Source organism: Achromobacter sp., assembly GCF_032113835.1.
Taxonomy (GTDB): domain Bacteria; phylum Pseudomonadota; class Gammaproteobacteria; order Burkholderiales; family Burkholderiaceae_B; genus Achromobacter.
The window spans coordinates 17286-36794 of the sequence record NZ_DAMCTG010000052.1; the positions used below are offsets into that span (position 1 = coordinate 17286).

General features: G+C 66.6%; 20 protein-coding genes. 8 read left to right on the top strand and 12 right to left on the bottom strand.

Annotated elements, in window-relative coordinates; genetic code table 11:
• Positions 1 to 147: 147 nt before the first annotated feature.
• The 3 genes from RT697_RS17655 to RT697_RS17665 form a co-directional block, all read right to left on the bottom strand.
• Positions 148 to 1149, bottom strand: a complete 1002-nt coding sequence (locus tag RT697_RS17655) for a FecR domain-containing protein (RefSeq protein WP_313700605.1) — start codon at positions 1147 to 1149, stop codon at positions 148 to 150.
• An 11-nt stretch (positions 1150 to 1160) separates the two neighbouring features.
• Positions 1161 to 1637: a sigma-70 family RNA polymerase sigma factor gene (locus RT697_RS17660; RefSeq protein WP_313700607.1), complete on the bottom strand. Its 477-nt coding sequence runs from the start codon at positions 1635 to 1637 to the stop codon at positions 1161 to 1163.
• A 158-nt stretch (positions 1638 to 1795) separates the two neighbouring features.
• On the bottom strand, positions 1796 to 2038 hold the full coding sequence (locus RT697_RS17665) for a hypothetical protein (RefSeq protein WP_313700609.1): 243 nt from the start codon (positions 2036 to 2038) through the stop codon (positions 1796 to 1798).
• A 258-nt stretch (positions 2039 to 2296) separates the two neighbouring features.
• Here RT697_RS17665 and RT697_RS17670 point away from each other — a divergent pair, with 258 nt between their 5' ends.
• Complete coding sequence (locus RT697_RS17670) at positions 2297 to 4402, top strand: PTS sugar transporter subunit IIC/EAL domain-containing protein (RefSeq protein ID WP_313700611.1); 2106 nt, start codon at positions 2297 to 2299, stop codon at positions 4400 to 4402.
• Here RT697_RS17670 and RT697_RS17675 read toward each other — a convergent pair.
• Positions 4395 to 5297, bottom strand: a complete 903-nt coding sequence (locus RT697_RS17675) for an SPFH domain-containing protein (RefSeq protein ID WP_409517454.1) — start codon at positions 5295 to 5297, stop codon at positions 4395 to 4397. The two genes, RT697_RS17670 and RT697_RS17675, sit on opposite strands and share 8 nt — an antisense overlap.
• Positions 5298 to 5541: 244 nt before the next feature.
• The gene (locus RT697_RS17680; RefSeq protein ID WP_313700613.1) at positions 5542 to 6177 is read right to left on the bottom strand and encodes a DUF4375 domain-containing protein; all 636 of its coding nucleotides are present in this window, start codon (positions 6175 to 6177) and stop codon (positions 5542 to 5544) included.
• Positions 6178 to 6358: 181 nt separating this feature from the next.
• Between RT697_RS17680 and RT697_RS17685 the strand changes: the two genes are divergently transcribed.
• Complete coding sequence (locus tag RT697_RS17685; protein WP_313700614.1) at positions 6359 to 7423, top strand: M4 family metallopeptidase; 1065 nt, start codon at positions 6359 to 6361, stop codon at positions 7421 to 7423.
• The gene (locus RT697_RS17690) at positions 7420 to 7752 is read left to right on the top strand and encodes a protealysin inhibitor emfourin (protein ID WP_313700616.1); all 333 of its coding nucleotides are present in this window, start codon (positions 7420 to 7422) and stop codon (positions 7750 to 7752) included. Before RT697_RS17685 ends, RT697_RS17690 begins: the two co-directional genes overlap by 4 nt.
• Here RT697_RS17690 and RT697_RS17695 read toward each other — a convergent pair.
• Positions 7673 to 8944, bottom strand: a complete 1272-nt coding sequence (locus tag RT697_RS17695) for an MFS transporter (protein WP_313700618.1) — start codon at positions 8942 to 8944, stop codon at positions 7673 to 7675. The genes RT697_RS17690 and RT697_RS17695 overlap by 80 nt on opposite strands.
• Positions 8945 to 9137: 193 nt before the next feature.
• On the opposite strand from RT697_RS17695, the gene RT697_RS17700 reads away from it, so the two are divergent.
• The gene (locus RT697_RS17700) at positions 9138 to 9962 is read left to right on the top strand and encodes a helix-turn-helix transcriptional regulator (RefSeq protein WP_313700620.1); all 825 of its coding nucleotides are present in this window, start codon (positions 9138 to 9140) and stop codon (positions 9960 to 9962) included.
• On the opposite strand, the gene tam is transcribed toward RT697_RS17700, so the two are convergent.
• Complete coding sequence (gene tam / locus RT697_RS17705) at positions 9934 to 10707, bottom strand: trans-aconitate 2-methyltransferase (protein WP_313700622.1); 774 nt, start codon at positions 10705 to 10707, stop codon at positions 9934 to 9936. The genes RT697_RS17700 and tam overlap by 29 nt on opposite strands.
• A gap of 179 nt (positions 10708 to 10886) precedes the next feature.
• A complete protein-coding gene (locus RT697_RS17710; protein ID WP_313700624.1) occupies positions 10887 to 11873 on the bottom strand; it encodes a TerC family protein in 987 nt (328 codons plus the stop codon).
• A 134-nt stretch (positions 11874 to 12007) separates the two neighbouring features.
• On the opposite strand from RT697_RS17710, the gene RT697_RS17715 reads away from it, so the two are divergent.
• From RT697_RS17715 to RT697_RS17725, 3 genes are all read left to right on the top strand, one after another.
• Complete coding sequence (locus RT697_RS17715) at positions 12008 to 12901, top strand: LysR family transcriptional regulator (protein ID WP_313700626.1); 894 nt, start codon at positions 12008 to 12010, stop codon at positions 12899 to 12901.
• A gap of 86 nt (positions 12902 to 12987) precedes the next feature.
• Positions 12988 to 13386: a hypothetical protein gene (locus tag RT697_RS17720; RefSeq protein WP_313700628.1), complete on the top strand. Its 399-nt coding sequence runs from the start codon at positions 12988 to 12990 to the stop codon at positions 13384 to 13386.
• A 52-nt stretch (positions 13387 to 13438) separates the two neighbouring features.
• On the top strand, positions 13439 to 14068 hold the full coding sequence (locus RT697_RS17725) for a hypothetical protein (protein WP_313700630.1): 630 nt from the start codon (positions 13439 to 13441) through the stop codon (positions 14066 to 14068).
• Positions 14069 to 14120: 52 nt separating this feature from the next.
• Here the strand turns inward: RT697_RS17725 and RT697_RS17730 are convergent, their stop codons facing one another.
• The 4 genes from RT697_RS17730 to RT697_RS17745 form a co-directional block, all read right to left on the bottom strand.
• Positions 14121 to 14522, bottom strand: a complete 402-nt coding sequence (locus RT697_RS17730) for a hypothetical protein (RefSeq protein WP_313700632.1) — start codon at positions 14520 to 14522, stop codon at positions 14121 to 14123.
• A gap of 125 nt (positions 14523 to 14647) precedes the next feature.
• Entirely contained in the window at positions 14648 to 17017 is a 2370-nt protein-coding gene (locus RT697_RS17735; protein WP_313700634.1) for a TonB-dependent siderophore receptor, read from the bottom strand.
• Positions 17018 to 17248: 231 nt separating this feature from the next.
• Positions 17249 to 18247 carry a FecR family protein gene (locus RT697_RS17740; protein ID WP_313700636.1) on the bottom strand — a complete coding sequence of 333 codons (999 nt, stop codon included), beginning with the start codon at positions 18245 to 18247 and terminating at the stop codon, positions 17249 to 17251.
• Positions 18234 to 18788, bottom strand: a complete 555-nt coding sequence (locus RT697_RS17745) for a sigma-70 family RNA polymerase sigma factor (RefSeq protein WP_313700637.1) — start codon at positions 18786 to 18788, stop codon at positions 18234 to 18236. The genes RT697_RS17740 and RT697_RS17745 overlap by 14 nt, the downstream gene beginning before the upstream one ends.
• 77 nt (positions 18789 to 18865) lie before the next feature.
• Here RT697_RS17745 and RT697_RS17750 point away from each other — a divergent pair, with 77 nt between their 5' ends.
• Entirely contained in the window at positions 18866 to 19444 is a 579-nt protein-coding gene (locus tag RT697_RS17750; protein WP_313700638.1) for a YdcF family protein, read from the top strand.
• Positions 19445 to 19509: the final 65 nt, after the last annotated feature.

Sequence of the window (19509 nt, forward strand, 5' to 3'; positions counted from 1 at the left end):
CATGAAAGGTCGGCGCAGCCGCGAGACACGGGCTGCTTTCCTTACATGAAGCGCGAGATCGGGATATCCGCCGTTGCTGTTACAAAAAAGCCGGCGATGCAGGAAAACGCGGCTCATCGAGGGACGAGAATCACAGGGCAACGCGGTTCACACGTGGCTCACCGTCACCCAGTAACGCGTATAGCGGCGCACCTGCACCGGGAGGATTTCTTCCAGCATGGCCAGCACCTTTTCGGTGTCGGCCAGCGGGAACGCCCCCACCACGCGCAGTCCGGCAACCGCGTCCGAGCAATGCAGCAGGCCCGGACGGTAGCGACCCAGCTCGTTCAGGAACGCCGCCAAGGGCATTTCGTCCGCGATCAGCATGCCGTCAAGCCAGGCCGACACGCCGGGTTCAAGCGTTCCCGGCGCAAAGCTGCCGCCTGCGGTGAATTCCGCCTGTTCGCCGGCCCGCACGCGCCGCGGCGCCGCGTCCGGCGCCAAGCCACGCACATCCACCGCGCCTTCCAGCACCGCCACCCGCATGCGGCCCGCCTCCAGGTCGCGCACCAGAAAGCGCGTGCCCACCGGCGTCACCACGCCCCCGCGCGTGCGCACGCTGAACGGCCGGCCGTTCGCATCGCGCGCGGTTGCGATCAGGATTTCGCCGTGCAGCAGCACCAGTTCGCGTTGGCTCGCGGTATAGCGCAGATCCACCGCGGTGCCGGCATTCAACTCCACCAGCGTGCCGTCCGGCAGCGTCACTGACCGGCGTTCGCCGGTGCCGGTGCGCAGGTCCGCCGACAAGCGGCGGATCGCGTCACGCTCGCCCACGGCCCACGCGCCCAGACCCACGCCAACGGCGGCGAACATCAGGCGCAGTGCGGTACGGCGGGATTGGATCAGCGGCGCCTGCAGCAAGGTGCGCGACGCCACCGACGGCCCCGCCTGCGCCACGCCGGCCGCGACGTCGCGCGTCAATGCGCCCAGCCGCTGCCAGGCCAGTTCGTGGGCGGGTTCCGCCCGCCGCCAGCGCTCGAAGCGTTCGCGGTCGGCGGGGCTGGCGTCTTCACGCAGACGCGCCCACCAGTCCGCGGCCTGCCGGATCACTTTCGGGTCGATGGCGCCCGCCTCGGGCGCGTGCGGCCGCAGCAGTTTGGCGTTGTCCATGAATTCGGAGATCAGCCGTACACGGCCGTGTAGCAGTGCACCAGCGCGCGCGCCAGCGACTTCTGCACGGCGTTCGGCGTCAGGCCCAACTGCTGGCCGATCTCGGCATACGACAGGCCGTCGATCTGCGCCATCAGGAAGATCCGGCGGCTGGTCATCGGCAAGGCGTCCAGCAGTTCGCAGACTTCCGCCAGCGCCTCCAGGATCAGCGCGCGGGCCTCGACCGATGGTTCGACGGCCTCGGGCTGCAGCGCCAGCGATTCGGCATAGGCGGCTTCCAGCGCGGCGCGGCGCGCGCGGCCGATCAGCAATCGGGTGGCGATGGTGCGCAGGTAGGCGCGCGGTTCATTGAGCGGTTCGCGGACATTGGCGCGGATCAGGCGCTCGAACGTGTCGTGCGCCAGATCGGCCGCGTCCGACGCATTGCCCAGCTTGCGTTGCAACACGCCCCGCAGCCAGTGGTGGTGGGCCTGGTAAACGGACTGCACCTCTGCACGAGAGGCAAATGAGGAGGATGGCATGGCGGTGCGGCCCGGCGTCGCCGCCTGAGAGCAAGACGAGATGAAAATGATTCGCAATTATAGATGCGGTTTTCGTCTTTGCAAGGCGCTGCCGCCGCGCCATCGGCCTGACTGCGTGACCCGCGCTAGTAATCCATCGGCACGTGGCTCTGCGCGGCGCGTATTTCTTGTAAATGGCGTTCGGCTTCCTGGCGTTCGACGGCGGGCGGCAACGCGCGCCAACTCACCAGATTGCCTGGTGTCTTCAAGGGCATCCAGCCCAATACGCTGTACAGCGAAATCGCGGTGCCGCCGGTATCGAGCCGCGTCTCGTAATAACCCTGGCGGTCCGGCACGGTGTCGCCGGGCGTCCAATCCAATTGAGGCATCAGGTCTCCTCCTGGTGAAGCTTATGTGCAGGGACGCGCGGTCCTTGCAGGGGCGGATCTCACTGATCGTATAGCGTCCGGACCGGCTTGTCCCCTGTCAAAAAGACTGAACTTCCAATTCTTGACAGAGGGGAATCCCTAGGCCGCCCCCACGTTTTTGCATTGCTAAAGCCCGAACACAGGCGCTAGCATGCGGCAACGGATTTTTACCCCCGGGCAGAACATGAATCGCCCGGCCCCTCGCGCCACAAGACGGCCATGCCGAAATCGATCTTTCCGCAGTACCCAAGAGATCGGCTGGCCGCCTTGGCAAGCGCCAATTCCCTGCGCGCCATCCGCGAAGGCCTGCTGTGGGCCATGCCCTGCCTGCTGGTCTCGGCCCTGTTTCTCGTGCTGTCCGTCTGCGCGAGGCTGCTTGGCCTGCCCGCCCCCATCGCCGATCTGCTGGCCGGTCTGCACCGCGCGCTGTCGGGCGTCATCCCGCTGCTGGCCGGGACGGCCATCGGCTACATGCTGTCGATCCGCCATCGGCTTCCGCACCTGCCCACCGCGCTGCTGTGCCTGTGCTTTGTCGTCATCGCCGAAAACCTGCTGTCGCCCTACCCTCGCGCGGCCGCCACGCTCACCTTGTTCATCGCGATCGTCACGCCGATCGCCGCCGTGCCGGCGATGGCCTGGCTGCACCGGCGCCGCTGGACGCAACTGGCGCCGGACGGACTGATCGGCGAGAACGTCCGCGACTCGCTGAACATGATCGTGCCGGGATTGCTGACGGCCGGCCTGGTGATGGCGGCGCTGTCGGCCGCGTTGCGTATTCCCGCGGTGGCGCAGGTCGACATTCCGCTGAGCCTCGCATCGCTGGACAGCCCCTACACATCCGGCGCGCTGGTGGCGGCGCTCAATTCCCTGTTCTGGTTCTTCGGCATACACGGCGCGCAGGCCATGGCGCCCATCATGGACGTGCTGGACCAGGCGACCCGGCTCAACGCCACGAGCGTCGCCGCAGGCTATGAAGGCGTCTATGTGCTGAACGGCACGCTGCTGGGCGCGTTCGTCTTCATCGGCGGCTCAGGCGCGACGTTGTCGCTGGTGGTGGCGATCCTGCTGTTCTCGCGCAGCGATCCGCTGCGGGTGCTGGCGCTGGCCAGCATTCCGGTGTCGCTGCTGAACATCAACGAGATCCTGCTGTTCGGCCTGCCGCTCATCCTGAATCCCCGTCTGTTGCTGCCCTTCGTGCTGACGCCCGTGGTCAATGTGCTGATTGCGGTGGCAGTAGTTCAGCTGGGGTGGCTGGCCCCCGCCACCGTCGCTCTGCCGTTGACGTCGCCCGTGCTGTTCAACGCCTACCTTGGCGCGGGCGAACACCTGGCGGGGATTGCGCTGCAATGCGGGCTGGTGGCGTTGGGCGCGTGCATCTACGTGCCCTTTCTGATCGCGCTAGAGCGGCAGCGCCAGGCCGACGCCACGGTCTACTTCAAGTCGCTGGACACGACTTTTCCGCAGTTGCAGGAAGAATCCCTGCTGTATGCGCATGACCCCGTCGCGTCCACCTACGCCACGCGCGCGCGCCGCCAGGCCGAGGTCGCGCGCATCCGCGCCATCAGCGAATACGACTTCTACCTGGAGTTCCAGCCGCAGGTATCGCTGCGCACGGGTCTATGCACCGGCTGCGAGGCCCTGCTGCGCGCCACCGGCCCCGAAGGCACGCAACAGGCGCCGCTGGAATTTTTGCGCTGGCTGGCGCGGGCCGACCTGATGCGCGAAGTCGATCTCTGGGTGGCGCGGCAGGCGGTGCTGCAATGCCTGGCATGGCGGGAGCAGGGCTTCACGATGCCGATGACCATCAACGTCACGAGCGGCACATTGACGGCGCCGGCTTTTCTCGACCGGTTGATCAAGGTGCTGGCGCAGGTCCAAGGCCAGGTTTCAGTCGAGCTGACGGAAGACGCGCTGGTCGAGGACGCCGAGGCGCTGCACACGGCATTCGACCGCCTGCATGGCATCGGCGCGCGCGTCTATATCGACGACTTCGGCACGGGGTATTCGGCGCTGAGCTATCTGCACCAGTTCCAGATCGACGCGGTCAAGATCGACCGCAGCTTCGTGATGGCGCAGAGCCACGACCGGGGCGCGCTGGTGATGAGCGGCCTGCTGCGATTCTGCGAGGCGCTGAACCTGCAGATCATCGTCGAGGGCGTGGAAACGGAGGGGCAGTTGTCCGCGCTGGCGTCCAGCGCGGAGATCGTCGTGCAGGGCTGGTATTACAGCAAGGCGGTGTCCGGCGAACACATCGTGGACTTCGCGCGCCGGCGGCGGGAGCTTTCCGCCCCGCCGGTGCATCCTGCCAGCGCGGCCGCTATTTGATGCCGATGAACGGCAGCGCGGCGCCCGGCACCTGCGTGGACGGCAGCACGCCATCCCACTTTTCAACGGCGTTCAGGCTCACCAGATTGGTGTTGGCGGCCAGCGCTTCGGCCTTGGCGCGGATAGACGCCGCCTCGGCTTCGCCGCGCATGCGGATGCCGTCGGCTTCCGCGGTGAACTGCTGACGGCGCGCATCGGCTTCTGCCTTGGCCTTGACCACCTGGATCTCGGCGGTGATCATCGCCGTTTCCTTTTGCTGGCGCGTCGTCTCGATCTGCACCTGCGCCAGCATGCGCTGTTCGATCGAGTGCTCATAGGCCTGCGAAAAGCCCACTTCTTCGATCTGCACGCCCACCACCTGCACCGGCGCGCCTTCCATCGTCTTGAGTACGGCGTTGTTCACGTCCAGGCCCAGCTTCTGGCGTTCCTGGATGGCGCGCACGGCGGTGTACTGGCCGAACACGTTCTTCACCGCGTCCGGCGTCTTGCGTTCCAGCACGCGCATCTGCAGGTTGGCGATGGTGCCGTACTCGGAATAGAGCTCGGCCACGTGCTCGGACGGCACGCGGTACGTGACCGACACGCGCAGCGTCGCTGGCTGCTGGTCGTAGCTGTAGGCCTCGAGCTTTTCGAACACGAAGGTGTGATCGCGCACGGACACCGTCATCACGTTGTCGATGAACGGCGTCTTGAAATCCAGGCCGGGCTCGGCCACGCGCACGAGCTTGCCGTTGCGCAGCACCACGCCGCGTTCGCCCTGGTCCACCTGGAACCACGATCCGAAGGCGATGAACAGGATCAGCAGGAAGATGAGCGCGGTGCCAATGGCGAATTTCAGGTTGCGCGGCTTGACCGCGCCGATCGTCTTGACCATCTGGATATCTGTCGGCTTCATCTTCACTTCCAATCCCTGTCTGTTCTTTTGCGTTTACGGTCCGAGAGCACCGCAGCGATGCCGCGCGCGAGCAGATAGGCGATCACCGCCGCCCCCACCAAGATCAGGAAATACCGCATCGAGCGTCCCCCCCGGGAAAGAAGGACGGGATTCTATCCCGCAGCGGCGGAGCCGCCGCAGGCGTGTATCGACGTAATGTGGCGATACGTTTCTGAACGTTTCTGTTGCGCCAAATCTGGCGGTTTCAGGCGCCGTACCAGCGCAAGCCCAGCCGCGACAACGAGTCCGGATAATCCCAGAATGCATGGTCCAGCGCTTCCATCTGCTCCTGCTCTTCCTCGGTCATCAGGCCGTAGATGTCGTTGAGCTGCACGACTTCGGGCGAGGCCTCGAAACGGTCGATGAGCCCGCGCATGCGCGACAGGATGTCCAGCATGTGCACGGCGCCGATCTTGCGCAGCGCCTGCAACGCCAGCTGGCAGGTCTGGTCGCCCCAGTTGCACAGAAACTGCATGAAGCCGCCATTGTTGATGTCGGCCTCCATGCGCCACAAGGCCACCAGTTCCTGGTCGGTTTCCGATAGCCGGTCGAGCTTCCATTCGGCGGCTTGCAGCGTCGCCATGGCGTGCTCGTAGCGCAGGTCCCACAGCAGGTCGTGCACGTTCAGCATGCCTTCCGGCACGGGTGCAGCCAGCGCCGGCCACACCACGCCATGCCCATCGTCCACCAACTGCCATTGCGCGCGCGCCTCGGGCGCCGCCTCGTGCACACGGATGTGCCGCCGGATCGGCTCCTTGACCTCGCGGCCGTCGGCAAGCGTCAACAGCACGTGCGTATCGGTGAGCGACAGGGATGTGATGCGGTAGTCAGGAGTGGGCATGCAAGGATCCGGCAAAAACAGGAAAGCGCAAGACGCTACCGGATCGGCGCTGCGCTGTCGAGGCGCGCGCGTTGCCGCCGCGCATCGCGCCGCATCCTGTTACGGCGCGCTGTTCACCCATCTGCTACGTTAACCAGGCACGCGCCGGGGTGTCCTCCGGCGCCTTTGCCGGAGACCGACCATGCCCCGCCCTTCCGAGTCCGCTCCTCTGATCGGAGTGGTCCCGCCCTACATGCTGGACCGGCTTGCGCAGCACACCGATGCGCGCGTCAGCATGCCCGCCGTCAAGACGATGATCATCGATCAGCAGCAACGCAGCCTGCGCGAGATGGCCGAGCAGCCGCCGCGTGCAACGCTGGCGCCGGCGCGCCAGGTGGCGCCGGCCGGCACACCCGACCGCGCCGTGCACGACGCAGGCAACAGCACCACGCTGCCCGGCAAGCTGGTGCGGGCCGAAGGCGCGCGGCCCAGCGGCGACGCCGCGGTCGACGAGGCCTACGCGCATCTGGGTTCGACCTACAAGCTGTTCTGGAACGTGTACAAGCGCCACTCCATCGACGCGCATGGCCTGCCGCTGATCGGCACGGTGCATTACGGCGAAGACTACGAAAACGCCTTCTGGAACGGGGCGCAGATGGTGTTCGGCGATGGCGACGGCGAAATCTTCAACCGCTTCACCATCGCCGTCGACATCATCGGCCACGAACTCACGCACGGCGTGATCGACACCGAGGCGGCCCTGCTCTATCAGGGCCAATCGGGCGCGCTGAACGAATCGCTGTGCGACGTGTTCGGCGCGCTGGTCAAGCAGTATTCGCTGGGCCAGACCGCCCGGCAGGCGGACTGGCTGGTGGGTCAGGGCCTCTTCACGGAAAAGGTGCAGGCGCGCGCGCTGCGCTCGATGGCCGAGCCGGGCACCGCATACGACGATCCGGTGCTGGGCAAGGACCCGCAGCCCGCGCACATGCGCGACTACGTCGATACGCCGCGCGACAACGGCGGCGTGCACATCAATTCGGGCATTCCGAACCGCGCGTTCTATCTGGCCGCCACCGCGTTGGATGGCAATGCGTGGCAAGGCGCCGGCCAGGTTTGGTACGACACGTTGTGCGACAAACGCCTGCGCCACGACGCCGGCTTCAAGGACTTTGCGGGCCTGACGATCCAGATCGCCGACGAGAAGCACGATGCGGCCGTGCGCCGCGCCATCGACGAGGCCTGGAAGGGCGTGGGAGTGCTGCCATGATCGAACTGCCTTCGCTGGATCTCGCCCAACTGGTGCGCCTGACCCGCGAGGGCGGTCTGGCGTACCTGCCCGGCCTGGCGCAGCCGCGCCACATCGACATGACCGCCTGCCCGCCGGGCATGCGGCAGGAAGTGTGCGAGGCGCTGCTGCATGCCGCGCCCAAGGCCGTGTCCTGCGGGCCGGACGCACGCGGCGACCAGCGCTATTTCCACGTTGAAGTCGAATTCGCAGGCGCGGACGCGCCGCGGATCACTTTTGACGTGCCCGAGGCGGATGCGCCGCCGACGCTGGTGCAACTGTGGAAGCGCCAGGCCGGCCAATCAGGATAGCGCGCCCGGCGTACAGCCCGGCCAGCGCCATCAGCGCGCACAACGCGGCGCACACGCCCAGCGCCGCGCCCCAGCCGCCCAGCGCGTCATGTACGCTGCCCACCAGCGTCGGACCCGTCGCGGCGAACAGATACCCCACGCACTGCGCCATGCCCGACAGGGCCGCCGCCTGTTGCGCGTGGCTGGCGCGCAGCCCGACAAACGCCAGGCCCAGGATGATGCCCGCGCCGGTGCCCAACCCCAGGAACGCGATCCACACCACGCCCCATTCAGGCGCCGCGATCAGGCCCGTGAACGCCACGAACGACGCGCCCGCCGCGCAGAACGCCGCCGCGCGTTGGTCCTTCAACCGGCGCAGCAACGGCGCCAGAAACAGCGCGGGCGCGGCGGACGCCAACTGCATGAAGCCGTGCAGCGATCCGGCGCGCTCGGCCGAATAGCCCGCGTCGTGCAGGATGGCCGGCAGCCAGCTCACCGCCACATAGAACACGAACGAATTGATGCCCAGGTACGCCGTGACCTGCCAGGCCAGCGGCGAGCGCCACAGGCGCACGCCATGTGGCGCATGCGCGGTGGTCGCGGCGGGCGGCGTATGGTTGGCAAGCTGCGGTAGCCACAGCAAGAGGCTGAGCAGCGGCAGCGCCAGCATGCACAGCGTCGAAAACCGCCAGCCGCCCAGTTGAAGATTGGACATCGGCAATTCGGCCAGCGGAATCGCGATGGCCGACGCCAGCCCGGCCGCGAGGCCCATCGTCAGCACATAAGCCGACGTCAGGCCCGCCAGACGTTGCGGAAAATCGCGCTTCAACAGGCTGGGCAGCAACACGTTGCCCAGCGCAATGCCCCCGCCGACGATGGCCGTGCCCGCGTACAGCCCCACGGCATCGCCCAGCACGCGGATCCCGATCCCGCCGGCGATCAGCAGCAGCGCCGCGAACAGCGTGCGCTCCAATCCGAATCGGCGCGCCAGTCCGGCGGCAAACAGCGACACGACCGCGAAGGCCAGCAGCGGCAGCGTGATGAGCATCCCCGCCGCCGCCGACGACAGGCCCAGCTCGCCGCGGATGAGGCCGATGAGCGGCGGCACGCCGGTGAACGGCGCGCGCAGGGCCATCGCGATGCAGAGGATGCCGAGGATCAGCAGCGCGGGGCGGCTGGGGGCCGGGTGGCTGGATGTGGGGTGGCTTGGCATCGGGTGACCGGCTGTGGGGTGGCTTGGCATCGGGTGGCGGGAGGCTTGCATGGGTCAGCTTGGAAATTCTTCAGGTAGGGAGGCCCTATTCGATCCCGCCCAGCTTACGCATCGGCCGCTTTACCGAATTTCGAGATAATGACAAACTCTCTCGCAATCCGGCCAACCCAGCCCTTCTGCCCGGCCGCCGCCCATGCGCACGCCCGACACGCCCCCCGCCCCTTTTGATCCCGACAGCCCCACGCAATGGGCATTTGCCATGCCCGTGCACGCGGCCGAGCGGGACAACGAATCGCCCACGCATCGGCATCACATGGGCCAGCTCGTCCTGGCGCTGCGCGGCGGGGTCACGTGCTCGGTGGCGCAGGGCCTGTGGATGGTGCCGCCGCAGTGCGCCGTCTGGATTCCCGGCGGCGTGCCGCATAGCAATCGCGTCACCGCCAACGGCCGCGTGTGCTTTCTGTTCGTGCCGGCCGACGCGCCGCGTCTGCCCACCGCTTGCTGCACGCTGTCGATCACCCCGCTGGTGCGCGAGCTGGTCGTTCACCTTGCCCACCTGACGCCCGCCGAGGCCGCGGCCGACGCCAACCGCAAGCTGGCCGACGTGCTGCTGGACCAGCTGTCGCAAATGCCCGCCGAGCAGCTGCACCTGCCCATCTCCGACCATCCACGCCTGCGCGAAATCGCCGGCGCGCTGAACGCGGATCCCGCCGACCGCAGCACCGTCGCGCAGTGGGGCAAGCGCGTCGCCATGAGCGAACGCACGCTCGCGCGGCTGGTGCAGCAGGAAGTCGGCATGAGCTTTGGCCGCTGGCGCCAGCAATTGCACATCATCCTGGCCCTGCAGCGCCTGTCGGCGGGCGTGTCGGTGCAACGCACGGCGGAGGACCTTGGGTACGAGTCGGTCAGCGCCTTCATCACGATGTTCAAGAAGACGCTGGGCAAGACGCCTGCGCGTTACTTCGCCGACAAGACCGACGGGTCCGTCATTACGCCTGCTTCGCGCTCGCCACGATGAAAAGCCGCGGAAACGGCAGCAGCACGGTGCCGTCCGCCAGCGCGGGATAGGCCGCTTCGATCAACGACTGATAGCGCGCCAGAAAGCCCGCCTGCTCATCGGCGTCCAGCTTGTCCAGATACGGCCGCAGCGCCGTGCCTTTGAACCATTCCACCACCGCCGCGGCGCCCGCGAGCGGATGGTGATAGGTCGTGCGCCACACATCCAGCGTGCCGCAATGCGGCTTGAGCAATTCGTAATACCACGCCGCGCTGTGGCGCGGCGGATGCTTCACGCCGCCGGTCTTGGCGGCCCAGGGCGCCTCGCCGGCCACCTGCCGGGCAAGACGGTGCGCGGGCTCTTCCAGGTTGTCCGGCGTCTGCACGGCCAGGCTGCCGCCGGGCGCCAGCTTGGCCACCAGCGCCGGGTACAGCGTGGCGTGGTCGGGCACCCACTGCAGCGCGGCGTTGGCCAGGATCACGTCGTACGCCTGCGGCGGATTCCAGCTGGCGATGTCGGCCAGCTCAAACGACAGCGCGGGCATGCGCTTGCGTGCGGCGTCAATCATGTCCTGCGAACTGTCCATGCCTGAAATTTCCGCATCCGGATAGCGGCTGGCCAGCACCTCGGTGGAGTTGCCCGGCCCGCAACCCAGGTCCACCGCCCGTTTGACCACCAGGTTGGGCAGCGCCGCCACCAGGTCCCGCACCGGACGCGTGCGTTCGTTTTCAAAGGCTGAATACTGCTTGGCGGACCAGGTGTTCATGATCGTTCCTTGGGTTCGGCTGAATGGCGACTTGTCAGCTGCCGACTCTACGCCTGGCCCTATCTCATGACAAATCCACAAAGCCGCCGTCTGCCATATCCCGCGCATATGGCTCGCCACAAAGAAAAACCCGCCCGCCGGGTTTGCCGGCGGGCGGGTCTGTGGGGCGGGAAGCCGGATTACTGGGGCTTCAACTCATCCGAGCGGGTTTTCCACAGCGAGAACAGCACACCGCCAAGGATCAGGCTGAAGGTCACGCCCAGCGAGATCGCGGGAGGCACCTTGCCGATGAAGCCGACCAGGAAGATCTTCGTGCCGATGAAAACCAGGACCAGAGCCAACGCGTACTTCAGGTAATGGAAGCGGTGGATCATCGCCGCCAGGGCAAAGTACAGCGCACGCAGGCCCAGGATCGCGAAGATGTTGCTGGTGTACACGATGAACGGGTCGGTCGTGATGGCGAAGATCGCAGGCACCGAGTCCACGGCAAACACCAGGTCGACGAACTCGATCAGCACCAGGGCCAGCAGCAGCGGCGTCGCATAACGTACCTTCTTGGACGTCGCCGGATCGGTTTCGGTCACCATGAACGCATTGCCGCGCAGGCCGTCCGTGACACGCATGTGACGCTTCAGGAACTTCAGGATCGGGTTGGTCGCGATGTCAGGCGTCTGGTCCGCGATCATCCACATCTTGATGCCCGTGAACACGAGGAACGCGCCGAACAGATACAGCAGCCAGCCGAAGTTGCTGACCAGCGCGGCGCCCAGGCCGATCATCGTGGCGCGCAGCACGATCACGCCCAGGATGCCCCAGAACAGCACACGGTGCTGGTACTGGCGCGGGATCGCGAAGAAGCTGAAGATCAGCGCGATCACGAACACGTTGTCCATGGACAGCGATTTCTCGATCATGAAGCCCGTGTAGTAGGCCATGCCGCTTTCGGCGCCCATGTTCCACCAGACCCAGCCACCGAACAGCACGGCGGCGGTGATGTAGCCGGCGGAAAGCAGCAGGCTTTCACGCACGCCGATCTCGCGGTCTTCCTTGTGCAGCACGCCCAGGTCAAAGGCCAGGAGACTGACGACGATGCTGATGAAGAGCAGCCAGCTCCACGTTGGCGTGCCTAGGAAATCGGCGTTGAAGAAGGTGATCAAAGTGTCCATGATTGCCCCGCTAGATTCGAAGGTGCCCATGATCCGGATCCGTCGGGGATGGAGAAATCAGCCTGAAAGTGAGTTAAGGTTCGAAAAAACCGAAGTTGGCCGAAAAAGTGAGCCGACTAAGTGAGCCAACACCCATGCTGAACTACCGCCACCTCTACTACTTCTGGATGGTCGCCAAGGAGGGCGGGTTTTCCCGCGCCGCCGAGCGCCTGGACATGGCCATCCAGACCATCAGCGCGCAGGTCCGCGAACTGGAAAGAAACCTCGGCCATCAGCTGCTCAAGCCGGCCGGCCGCGGCGTAACGCTGACCGACGCCGGCGAAGCGGCCTTCGCCCGCGCCGAAGAAATCTTCCAGATCGGGCAGGTTTTGCCACAGGAAGTTCGCGCCGCCGCCACCAAGCCCGTCGTACGCCTGTCCGTGGGCCTGTCCGACGGCATTTCCAAACTGGCGGCACACGCCTTGCTGGGGCCCGTGCTGCACACGCCCGATCTGCATTTGACGTGTCATGAAGGTGAAGTCGAGGAACTGCTGGGCGAGCTGGCGCGGCATCACCTGGACCTCGTACTGGCCGGCCAGGGCGCCCCCGCCAATCCCAACCTGCGGCTGACCAGCGACCGCCTCGTGTCGTCCCCGGTGGACTGGTACGGCCCGGCCAAGCTGGTGCGCAAGTCGGACACGCTGGATTTTCCGGGCTGTCTGCAACGCCTGCCCGTGCTGCTGCCCACCGGCCACTCGGTGCTGCGCCAGACGCTGGACCGCTGGTTCGCCGAACAGGGCGTCTACCCGAACGTGGTGGGCGAGTTCGAGGACAGTGCGCTCATGTCCGTGTTTGCGGCGCGGGGCCTGGGCGTTTTTCCGCTCAGCCGGCTGGGCGGGGACGACGTCGCGCTGCTGCGCGGCCTGCGGCCGCTGGCGCGCTGTGACGACGTGCACGAGGAGATCCATGCCATCCGCAACCGCCGCGGACAGCACCATCCCCTGGTCCGGCAGATCCTCGCACAGGCGAAAGCTTCGGTTTTATCTTAATGTTTGTCACATCCACTCTGGTTTTTCAGAAATAGAATCCCCGGTATCGTGGCCGTTCTTTTTGAGTCATCGGAGTACCTAATCAAATGAAGAAAATCATCTGGCTCGTTTTTGCCGTACTCGCGGCGCTTTGGACCGGGCTGGTGGCGCTGACCCTGCAACTGACCGACTGGGTGCTGGCCACCATCGCCACGGCGCAGGTGCCTGGCACCGCAATCGACACGTCGCAGTGGGTGGCGCCGGCCTGGGCGGCGCCGTGGGTTGACCCGGCATGGCTGCAATCGCTGCAAGGGGGCCTGGTGTGGGCCGCGCAAGGCCTGAACCAGGTCCTGCCCTTTGCCGGCAGCCTGGGATCGCTGATCACCGTGCTGGGCTGGATCTGCTGGGGCTTCATCATGGCGGGCCTGCTGGTGCTTGCGCTGATCCTGCACTGGCTGGCCGGCAAGCGCGAGCAGCAGACGGCCCCGGGCCGTCAAGTGGTGTAAAAAGGGGCAGGCAACGCGCCGCCCGGCACGCTGCCCTCAACCGGAGCGTGCCGTGCCCTCTCGATCTACCCGCTGCCTGATCCTCCCGTTTGCGGCGCTGCTGGCCAGCGCCGCCGCGGCGTCCGGGCAGGCAGCGCCACTTCAGGCTGGATTCCCACACGGCATCGACGTGTGCACGGTGACGGGGACGTCGGGGCAATACAGCGTGCGGGTGCGCAACACCAGCGACAAGACGCTTTCGCACGCCGACGTCGTGGGCGTGCATCTGAACGCCGCCGGCCAGGGCGGCAACACCGTCACCGTCAACCTGCAGGACCTGCCGCCCGGCAAGTACAAGACCGCCGTCCTGGCGCGCCACGGCGAATCGGCGGCGCTGGTCAGCATCGCCACCTACCAGACCATCAACGGCGTCGATACGCCGCAGCAGGAACTCTACGCGGGCAAGGTCGCCCACGTGGCGCCCGGATCAGCATTGCAGTACACGCTGGCGCCGCTGGCCTTGCGCGGCTGGACCGTGGCTTATGGCACGGCGCAGAGTCCCAAGCTCGAACCCGGCAGCGCCGTACTCCTTATCTATCCCGCCCGCACCGGCAAGAAGCGTGACGTCACGCGGCCCGATGCTGGGCGCGCGCCCGCGGACGTGGTGCCGCTGCATTCCTGCTCGGCCCCCCGCAAACACTGATCGCAGCCCGGGGCGTCAACACGGCGCCCCCCGAAGAGCCGCTGGGTTCCCCTCACGTGCCGCTCAGCAGATCGCGCTCGTTCAGCAGCTCATAGACGATCTCCGGCCGGTTATCGAAACCGCGGCGGATGGCGGCCGGCAGCGATGCGCGCGTCTTGCGGCACAGCCCCGGAATATCTTCAAGCTGGATCGAAATGCCGCGCGAGGTGCGAACCTCGTTTTCGCTGGGCGTGATGTGGATAACGATGCCAAGCTGCGCCTGAATGCGCCCCTGCATCGCCCGCAGGTCGTCCAGGCTGGTGATGTTTTCCAGCCGCGCGACCAGGCGCTTTTCTTCCTCGCGCGTCAGCCGCAGGACACGCAGGTCCGTCTCCGGCTTGGCCAGCAACTGCTCCCGGTCGCACACACAGGCGCCGGGAGGACATTCTTGGCGGATGGGAAACGGCAGGTTCATGGGGACGGTGCGCCAGCCACGATGGCGCGGGACGGTATCTCTGGATTCTAACCAGGATGACCGACCGCCCGCGTGCGCGCACTGCTCGTTTACCCGCAAGCGCGGGCAGAACCGTCCCTGTCCCGCTACCAGTAATAGTTCAGGCTCAGCATCGCCTCGCGCTCCATGCCGCGGAACGTGTAGGTGTAGTAGCGCTTGTCGAACACGTTGTTGACGTTCAGCGCGATACGGTAGCGCGGCGTTTCATAGGCGATGGCAACGTCGGCCAGCGTGAAGGCCGGGTTGTATTGCGTGGAGCCATCGGCGGCGGTGTTCAGCGGCGCCTTGCCGCGATAGCGCAAGCCGCCACCCAGCATCAGGCCCTGCACCTGCTGCGGCCGGTAATCCAGCCACAGGCTTGCGGTCTGGCGCGCGGTCTGCGTGAGCTGGCGGCCCACGTCCTGCAGGCGATTGCTCTTGGTCGTGCGCGGGTCGATGTAGGTGTAGCCGGCCATCACGCTGAGTTCACGCGACAGCGGAAACTTGGCCTCCAGTTCGACGCCGGTGGAACGCACCTCGCCCGTCTGCACGCTGAAACGCGGATGGTCCGGGTCCTGCGTCGTCACGTTGGTCTGGCGGATGTCGAAGACCGCGGCGGTAAAGAGCGCATCGGTGCCGGGCGGCTGGCACTTCAAGCCGACTTCGTACTGCTTGCCCTCGCGCGGCTTGAACGCCGTGCCGTCGAACTGCTTGCCCGTGATCGGATCGAATGCCGTCGAGTAACTGACGTACGGGGCCACCCCGTTGTCAAAGAGATAGAGCAGGCCCACGCTGCCGGTCGTGGCCGAATCGCTGATGCGCGGTTGCGTGGCGCTGGTCTGGTTGGTGCGCACGAAGTCGCGCCGCAGGCTCACGTTGCCGACCCAGTTGTTCCACTTGAGCTGGTTCAGCGTGTAGATGCCCGTCTGCTTCAGATCCGTGCGCGACGGATCCAGCTCGGGATACTCGATGTTCTGTCCATAGACCGGTGCGTAGATGTCCAGGTTGGGCACATCCCAGCCGAAGCCCAGCGCATCGTTCTCCTTGTAGCGCAGGTAGTCCACGCCCAGCGCAAAGGTGTGCTGCAGATCGCCCCACTTGAAGTCCCGAGAAGCGCGGCTGTCGACGGCGAACGTCTTGCCGTTGGTGCGTTGAGCCAGGCTGCCGCGCGTGACCGTGCGCCGGTCGTCCAGCAGGTCCATCGCATAGATGTGCCGGTAGTCGATGTCGATCTCGGAATAGCGCAGGTTCTGGCGCAGGCGCCATCCGTTGTCCGTGTCGTGCTCGAAGGCGTAGCCGATGGACTTCGTGTCGCGGTCGAAACGATCGAAATCCGGATCGCCCGCGGTGCGGCTGAGCGGCAGGTCGCCGATCTCCGGATAGGTGTACAGATTGGGCCACCAGCTCTTGGGCGTCGCACGCTCCTTGGAATACGTGCCCAGCACGGTCACCCGGGTCTGGTTCGTGATGTTCCACAGGATCGACGGCGCGACGGAGATCCGGTCGTCGCGCGAACCGTCCGTGCGGCCGTCGCTGTCGCGGCCCAGCACGTTCAGGCGATACAGCACCTTCTGGTCGGCGTCGAAGGCGCCACCCAGGTCTGCCGTGAGCTGGCGGCGGTTGTACGTGCCGTAGCTGGCGCCGACGCTGTTGACGTGATCCGCGGAGGGCCGCTTGGACACCACGTTGATGACACCGCCCGGCCGCCCCTGGCCGAACAGCACCGACGCGGGACCCTTCAGCACTTCGATGCTGTCGAGTTCTTCGATGTTGTCGTTCCAGGACGCATACGTGCCGGTCGAAAGCTGCTTCAAGCCATCCTTGAAATAGGCGCTGCCGTCGCTGAAACCGCGAATGACGGCGCCCGTCATCCGCGCATCGCTCGATCCCGACACCTCCGTCTGCACGCCGGGCGTGTAGGCCAACGCGCTTTCCAGGTTGCGAGGCGCCTGCACCTTCAACTGCTCCTGCGTCACGATCGACACGGAACGCGGCGTTTCGATCAGCGGCACGCCCAGCTTGCCGCTCTGGCTGGACAGCGCCAAGTAACTGTCCGCCGTTCCCACCGCCACGCCATGCACCGTTACAGGCTCGAGCTGGGCGGACCCGCCGGACGACGCGGTGAGCGACACATTGCGCCCGTCGCGCTGGAACGCGATGCCGGTGCCCGCCAACAGCCGGCGCAGCGCCTCGTCCGGCGTCAGTTGTCCCGACACCGCCGGCGCGGTGCGGCCGCGCACGGTTTCGGGCAGATAGAAGATCACCAGCGACGCCTGCTCGCCCAACTGGAGCAGTGCATCGCCCAGCGGCTGCGCCGTGATGCTGATCTGCACCGGCGCGGTCTGCGCCACGGCATCGTTGGGCATGGCGCCCCATGCCAATGCCAGGGATATCGCCAGCGCGCCGCAGGCGCCGTGCGCACCGCGTCTGGCGGCCTTGCGCGCCGCGGCACGCTGCTTAACTTGCTTGTCCATCATCAGTAGAAAATTCCGGTACAACTGCCCGCGCTTTGCGCGCCCGACACCCTTGGCCAAAGGTTGCTTCCGGGGTCGATCGGCTTGCGAGGTCGGCCCCTTTCAACGGATAGACGCCGCAGACCGGAAAAAACCGGAATGATTCTCGATAGGATATTTGAAACAAAATAATTCAGAGCGGCGAAGACCGCCCTTTCGCTTCGCGGCGCGGGACGTGGCCGGGGCCGGCCGGCGTTAACGTGGCGCCAGAACGGCGCCGCCCCCGGCTGGATACAGCACGATCACCGGGGCGATGTGGGGCAGCACGTCCAGCACCGATTCGGGCTCGTCGATCGGCAGGGTGCCGGCGACGCGCAGCTGCGCGAGCTTGCGGTCTTCAATCCGCAACGGATTGCGCAGGTAGCGGTTCAGCTCCGCGACCACTTGCGCCAGCGGCGTATCGCGAAACACAAGACGGCCACGCTGCCAGGCCGTGATCGCGGCCACGTTTTCCTGGTGCGGCGCAACCAGGGGCGTGCCCGGCGCGTAGCGCGCGGCGTAGCCCGCCGTCAGGTGGCGTGTGGTCCGGTTCCACCATGACCCAGCGGAAAACGCCACGCTGCCCTCGTCCACCGCCAGCGCCACGGCATCCCCTTCGCGGCGGACATTGAAGCGCGTTCCCGTCACCCGCACCTGCGCCGCCCCCGCATTCACCGTGAAGGGCCGCGCTGCGTCCGGACTGACCGTGAACAGGGCCTCGCCTGCGAGCAGTTCGACCTCGCGCCGGTCCGCATACAGCGCGACCTGGAGTTGCGTGTCGGTGTTCAGTTCCACCAGGGAGCCATCGGGCAAGGCCACGCGCTTGCGCTCTCCCCGCGCGGTCGCCAGCGATTGCGTGAAACCGGGCGCCGGCGACCACAGCCGCGGGGCAATCACGCCGGCAGCAAGCGTCAACGCACAGGCGGCCGACAGCCCCACGGCGAACCGGCGGCGGCCCGGCCGGGCGGGCGCCTCGCCGGACCGCGCCAGGATCTCGCGCATCTCGTCTTGCGGCAGACTATCCGCCACGCGCCACAAGGCCTGCATCGCGCGGTACTGCCGCAAGTTTTCCGGATCCGCCGCCAGCCACGCGTCGAACGCGCGGCGTTCGGCCTCGTCCAGCGCACCCAGGCGCTCGCGCGCGAACCAGTGCGCCGCCTGGTCGCGCGGCGCAGGCGTGCGGGATGCGTCCACGCGGGAATCAGTGCGGGGCATGATCTTGCAACCGGTCATGGATATGGGTCAGCGCGCGCTTCATGTGTTTTTCGACCATGCTTTGCGTCAACCCGAGTTTCTCGGCGATTTCGGCCTGCGTGTAGCCTTCGAGCTTGTTCCACAGGAACACCTGCTGGCATTTGAGGGGCAGCTCGGCCAGCGCCGACTTTAGCGCATCGGCAAGCTGCGCCGCGCGTATCGAGGATTCGGGATCCGCCTGCACGGGATGCTCGGCATCCGTCAACGCGTCCAGGCTCAGCACCTCGCGCCGCGACTGACGGCGGAACTCGCCGTTCAGGCGGTTCTGGCTGGCGCCATACAGGTAGGCCTTCGGGTCCAGCACGGCGGATTCGCCATTGCGCAGCATGTTGGCCACGACATCCTGCGCGGCGTCCTCCGCGTCGTGCCGGCTCGTGCTGCGCCGCGTCCACGTCCCGATCAGCTCGCGATAATGCGCGAGCCAGCCTTTTTCGGAGGGCGGCGGACGGGACATGGCGAGCAGCAGAAAATCGCAGGCGGAAAGGGCCGCATTATCAATCATGATTCTCATTACGACAAATGGGGAGGCGACGCCGTTTGCCGTAAGCTCCTTCCCTCGCACTCTCTCCGCCACACGACATGACGTTTTCGATCTACCGATTTGCGACCCGCGCCGTGACGATTCTGGCCGCGCTGGTGCTGCTGGCGGCCTTTGCCCTGGCCGCGACTGGCCTGATGACGAGCGCCCGGCACGCCGACGTGGCCGTCGTGCTGGGCAACAAAGTTGAACCCGGCGGCCAGCCTTCGCCACGCCTGGCCGCGCGGCTCGACACCGCGTACGACTGCTACGCCGCATCAAGATGCCGCGTCCTGTTCGTCAGCGGCGGCGTCGATCCGGCCGGCACGGACGAGGCCGTGGCCATGCGCGATTACCTGCTGGCGCGCGGGGTGCCCGCCGACCGCATCGTTGTGGACAGCGCCGGCGTCGACACCTGGGCCACGGCCCGCCACGCCAGCGCCTACATGCGCCAGCACGGCTACACGCGCGCGTTGGCCGTGACGCAGTATTTCCATGTGCCGCGGACAATGCTCGCGCTCAAGCGCCAGGGCGTCGCGGACGTGAGCGGCGCATACCCCACATTCTTCGAATTACGCGACGGCTATTCCGTTTTGCGTGAACTGCCCGCCGTGGCGCTGTATATTTTCCGGCCCCTGTAGCGGCGCATCTGCCTGCAATGCGGCGCGCGCTTCGGGGTCGTTCTTGGCATCCTTCAGCGTGATCG

Coding starts and splice junctions, on each gene's coding strand:
- RT697_RS17655 (WP_313700605.1), bottom strand. CDS start 1,149: ATGGACAACGCCAAACTGCTGCGGCCGCACGCGCCCGAGGCGGGCGCC.
- RT697_RS17735 (WP_313700634.1), bottom strand. CDS start 17,017: ATGATGGACAAGCAAGTTAAGCAGCGTGCCGCGGCGCGCAAGGCCGCC.
- RT697_RS17715 (WP_313700626.1), top strand. CDS start 12,008: ATGCTGAACTACCGCCACCTCTACTACTTCTGGATGGTCGCCAAGGAG.
- RT697_RS17720 (WP_313700628.1), top strand. CDS start 12,988: ATGAAGAAAATCATCTGGCTCGTTTTTGCCGTACTCGCGGCGCTTTGG.
- RT697_RS17745 (WP_313700637.1), bottom strand. CDS start 18,788: ATGATTGATAATGCGGCCCTTTCCGCCTGCGATTTTCTGCTGCTCGCC.
- RT697_RS17710 (WP_313700624.1), bottom strand. CDS start 11,873: ATGGACACTTTGATCACCTTCTTCAACGCCGATTTCCTAGGCACGCCA.
- RT697_RS17690 (WP_313700616.1), top strand. CDS start 7,420: ATGATCGAACTGCCTTCGCTGGATCTCGCCCAACTGGTGCGCCTGACC.
- RT697_RS17675 (WP_409517454.1), bottom strand. CDS start 5,297: ATGAAGCCGACAGATATCCAGATGGTCAAGACGATCGGCGCGGTCAAG.
- RT697_RS17700 (WP_313700620.1), top strand. CDS start 9,138: ATGCGCACGCCCGACACGCCCCCCGCCCCTTTTGATCCCGACAGCCCC.
- RT697_RS17730 (WP_313700632.1), bottom strand. CDS start 14,522: ATGAACCTGCCGTTTCCCATCCGCCAAGAATGTCCTCCCGGCGCCTGT.
- RT697_RS17680 (WP_313700613.1), bottom strand. CDS start 6,177: ATGCCCACTCCTGACTACCGCATCACATCCCTGTCGCTCACCGATACG.
- RT697_RS17685 (WP_313700614.1), top strand. CDS start 6,359: ATGCCCCGCCCTTCCGAGTCCGCTCCTCTGATCGGAGTGGTCCCGCCC.
- tam (WP_313700622.1), bottom strand. CDS start 10,707: ATGAACACCTGGTCCGCCAAGCAGTATTCAGCCTTTGAAAACGAACGC.
- RT697_RS17740 (WP_313700636.1), bottom strand. CDS start 18,247: ATGCCCCGCACTGATTCCCGCGTGGACGCATCCCGCACGCCTGCGCCG.
- RT697_RS17670 (WP_313700611.1), top strand. CDS start 2,297: ATGCCGAAATCGATCTTTCCGCAGTACCCAAGAGATCGGCTGGCCGCC.
- RT697_RS17750 (WP_313700638.1), top strand. CDS start 18,866: ATGACGTTTTCGATCTACCGATTTGCGACCCGCGCCGTGACGATTCTG.
- RT697_RS17665 (WP_313700609.1), bottom strand. CDS start 2,038: ATGCCTCAATTGGATTGGACGCCCGGCGACACCGTGCCGGACCGCCAG.
- RT697_RS17695 (WP_313700618.1), bottom strand. CDS start 8,944: ATGCCAAGCCACCCCACATCCAGCCACCCGGCCCCCAGCCGCCCCGCG.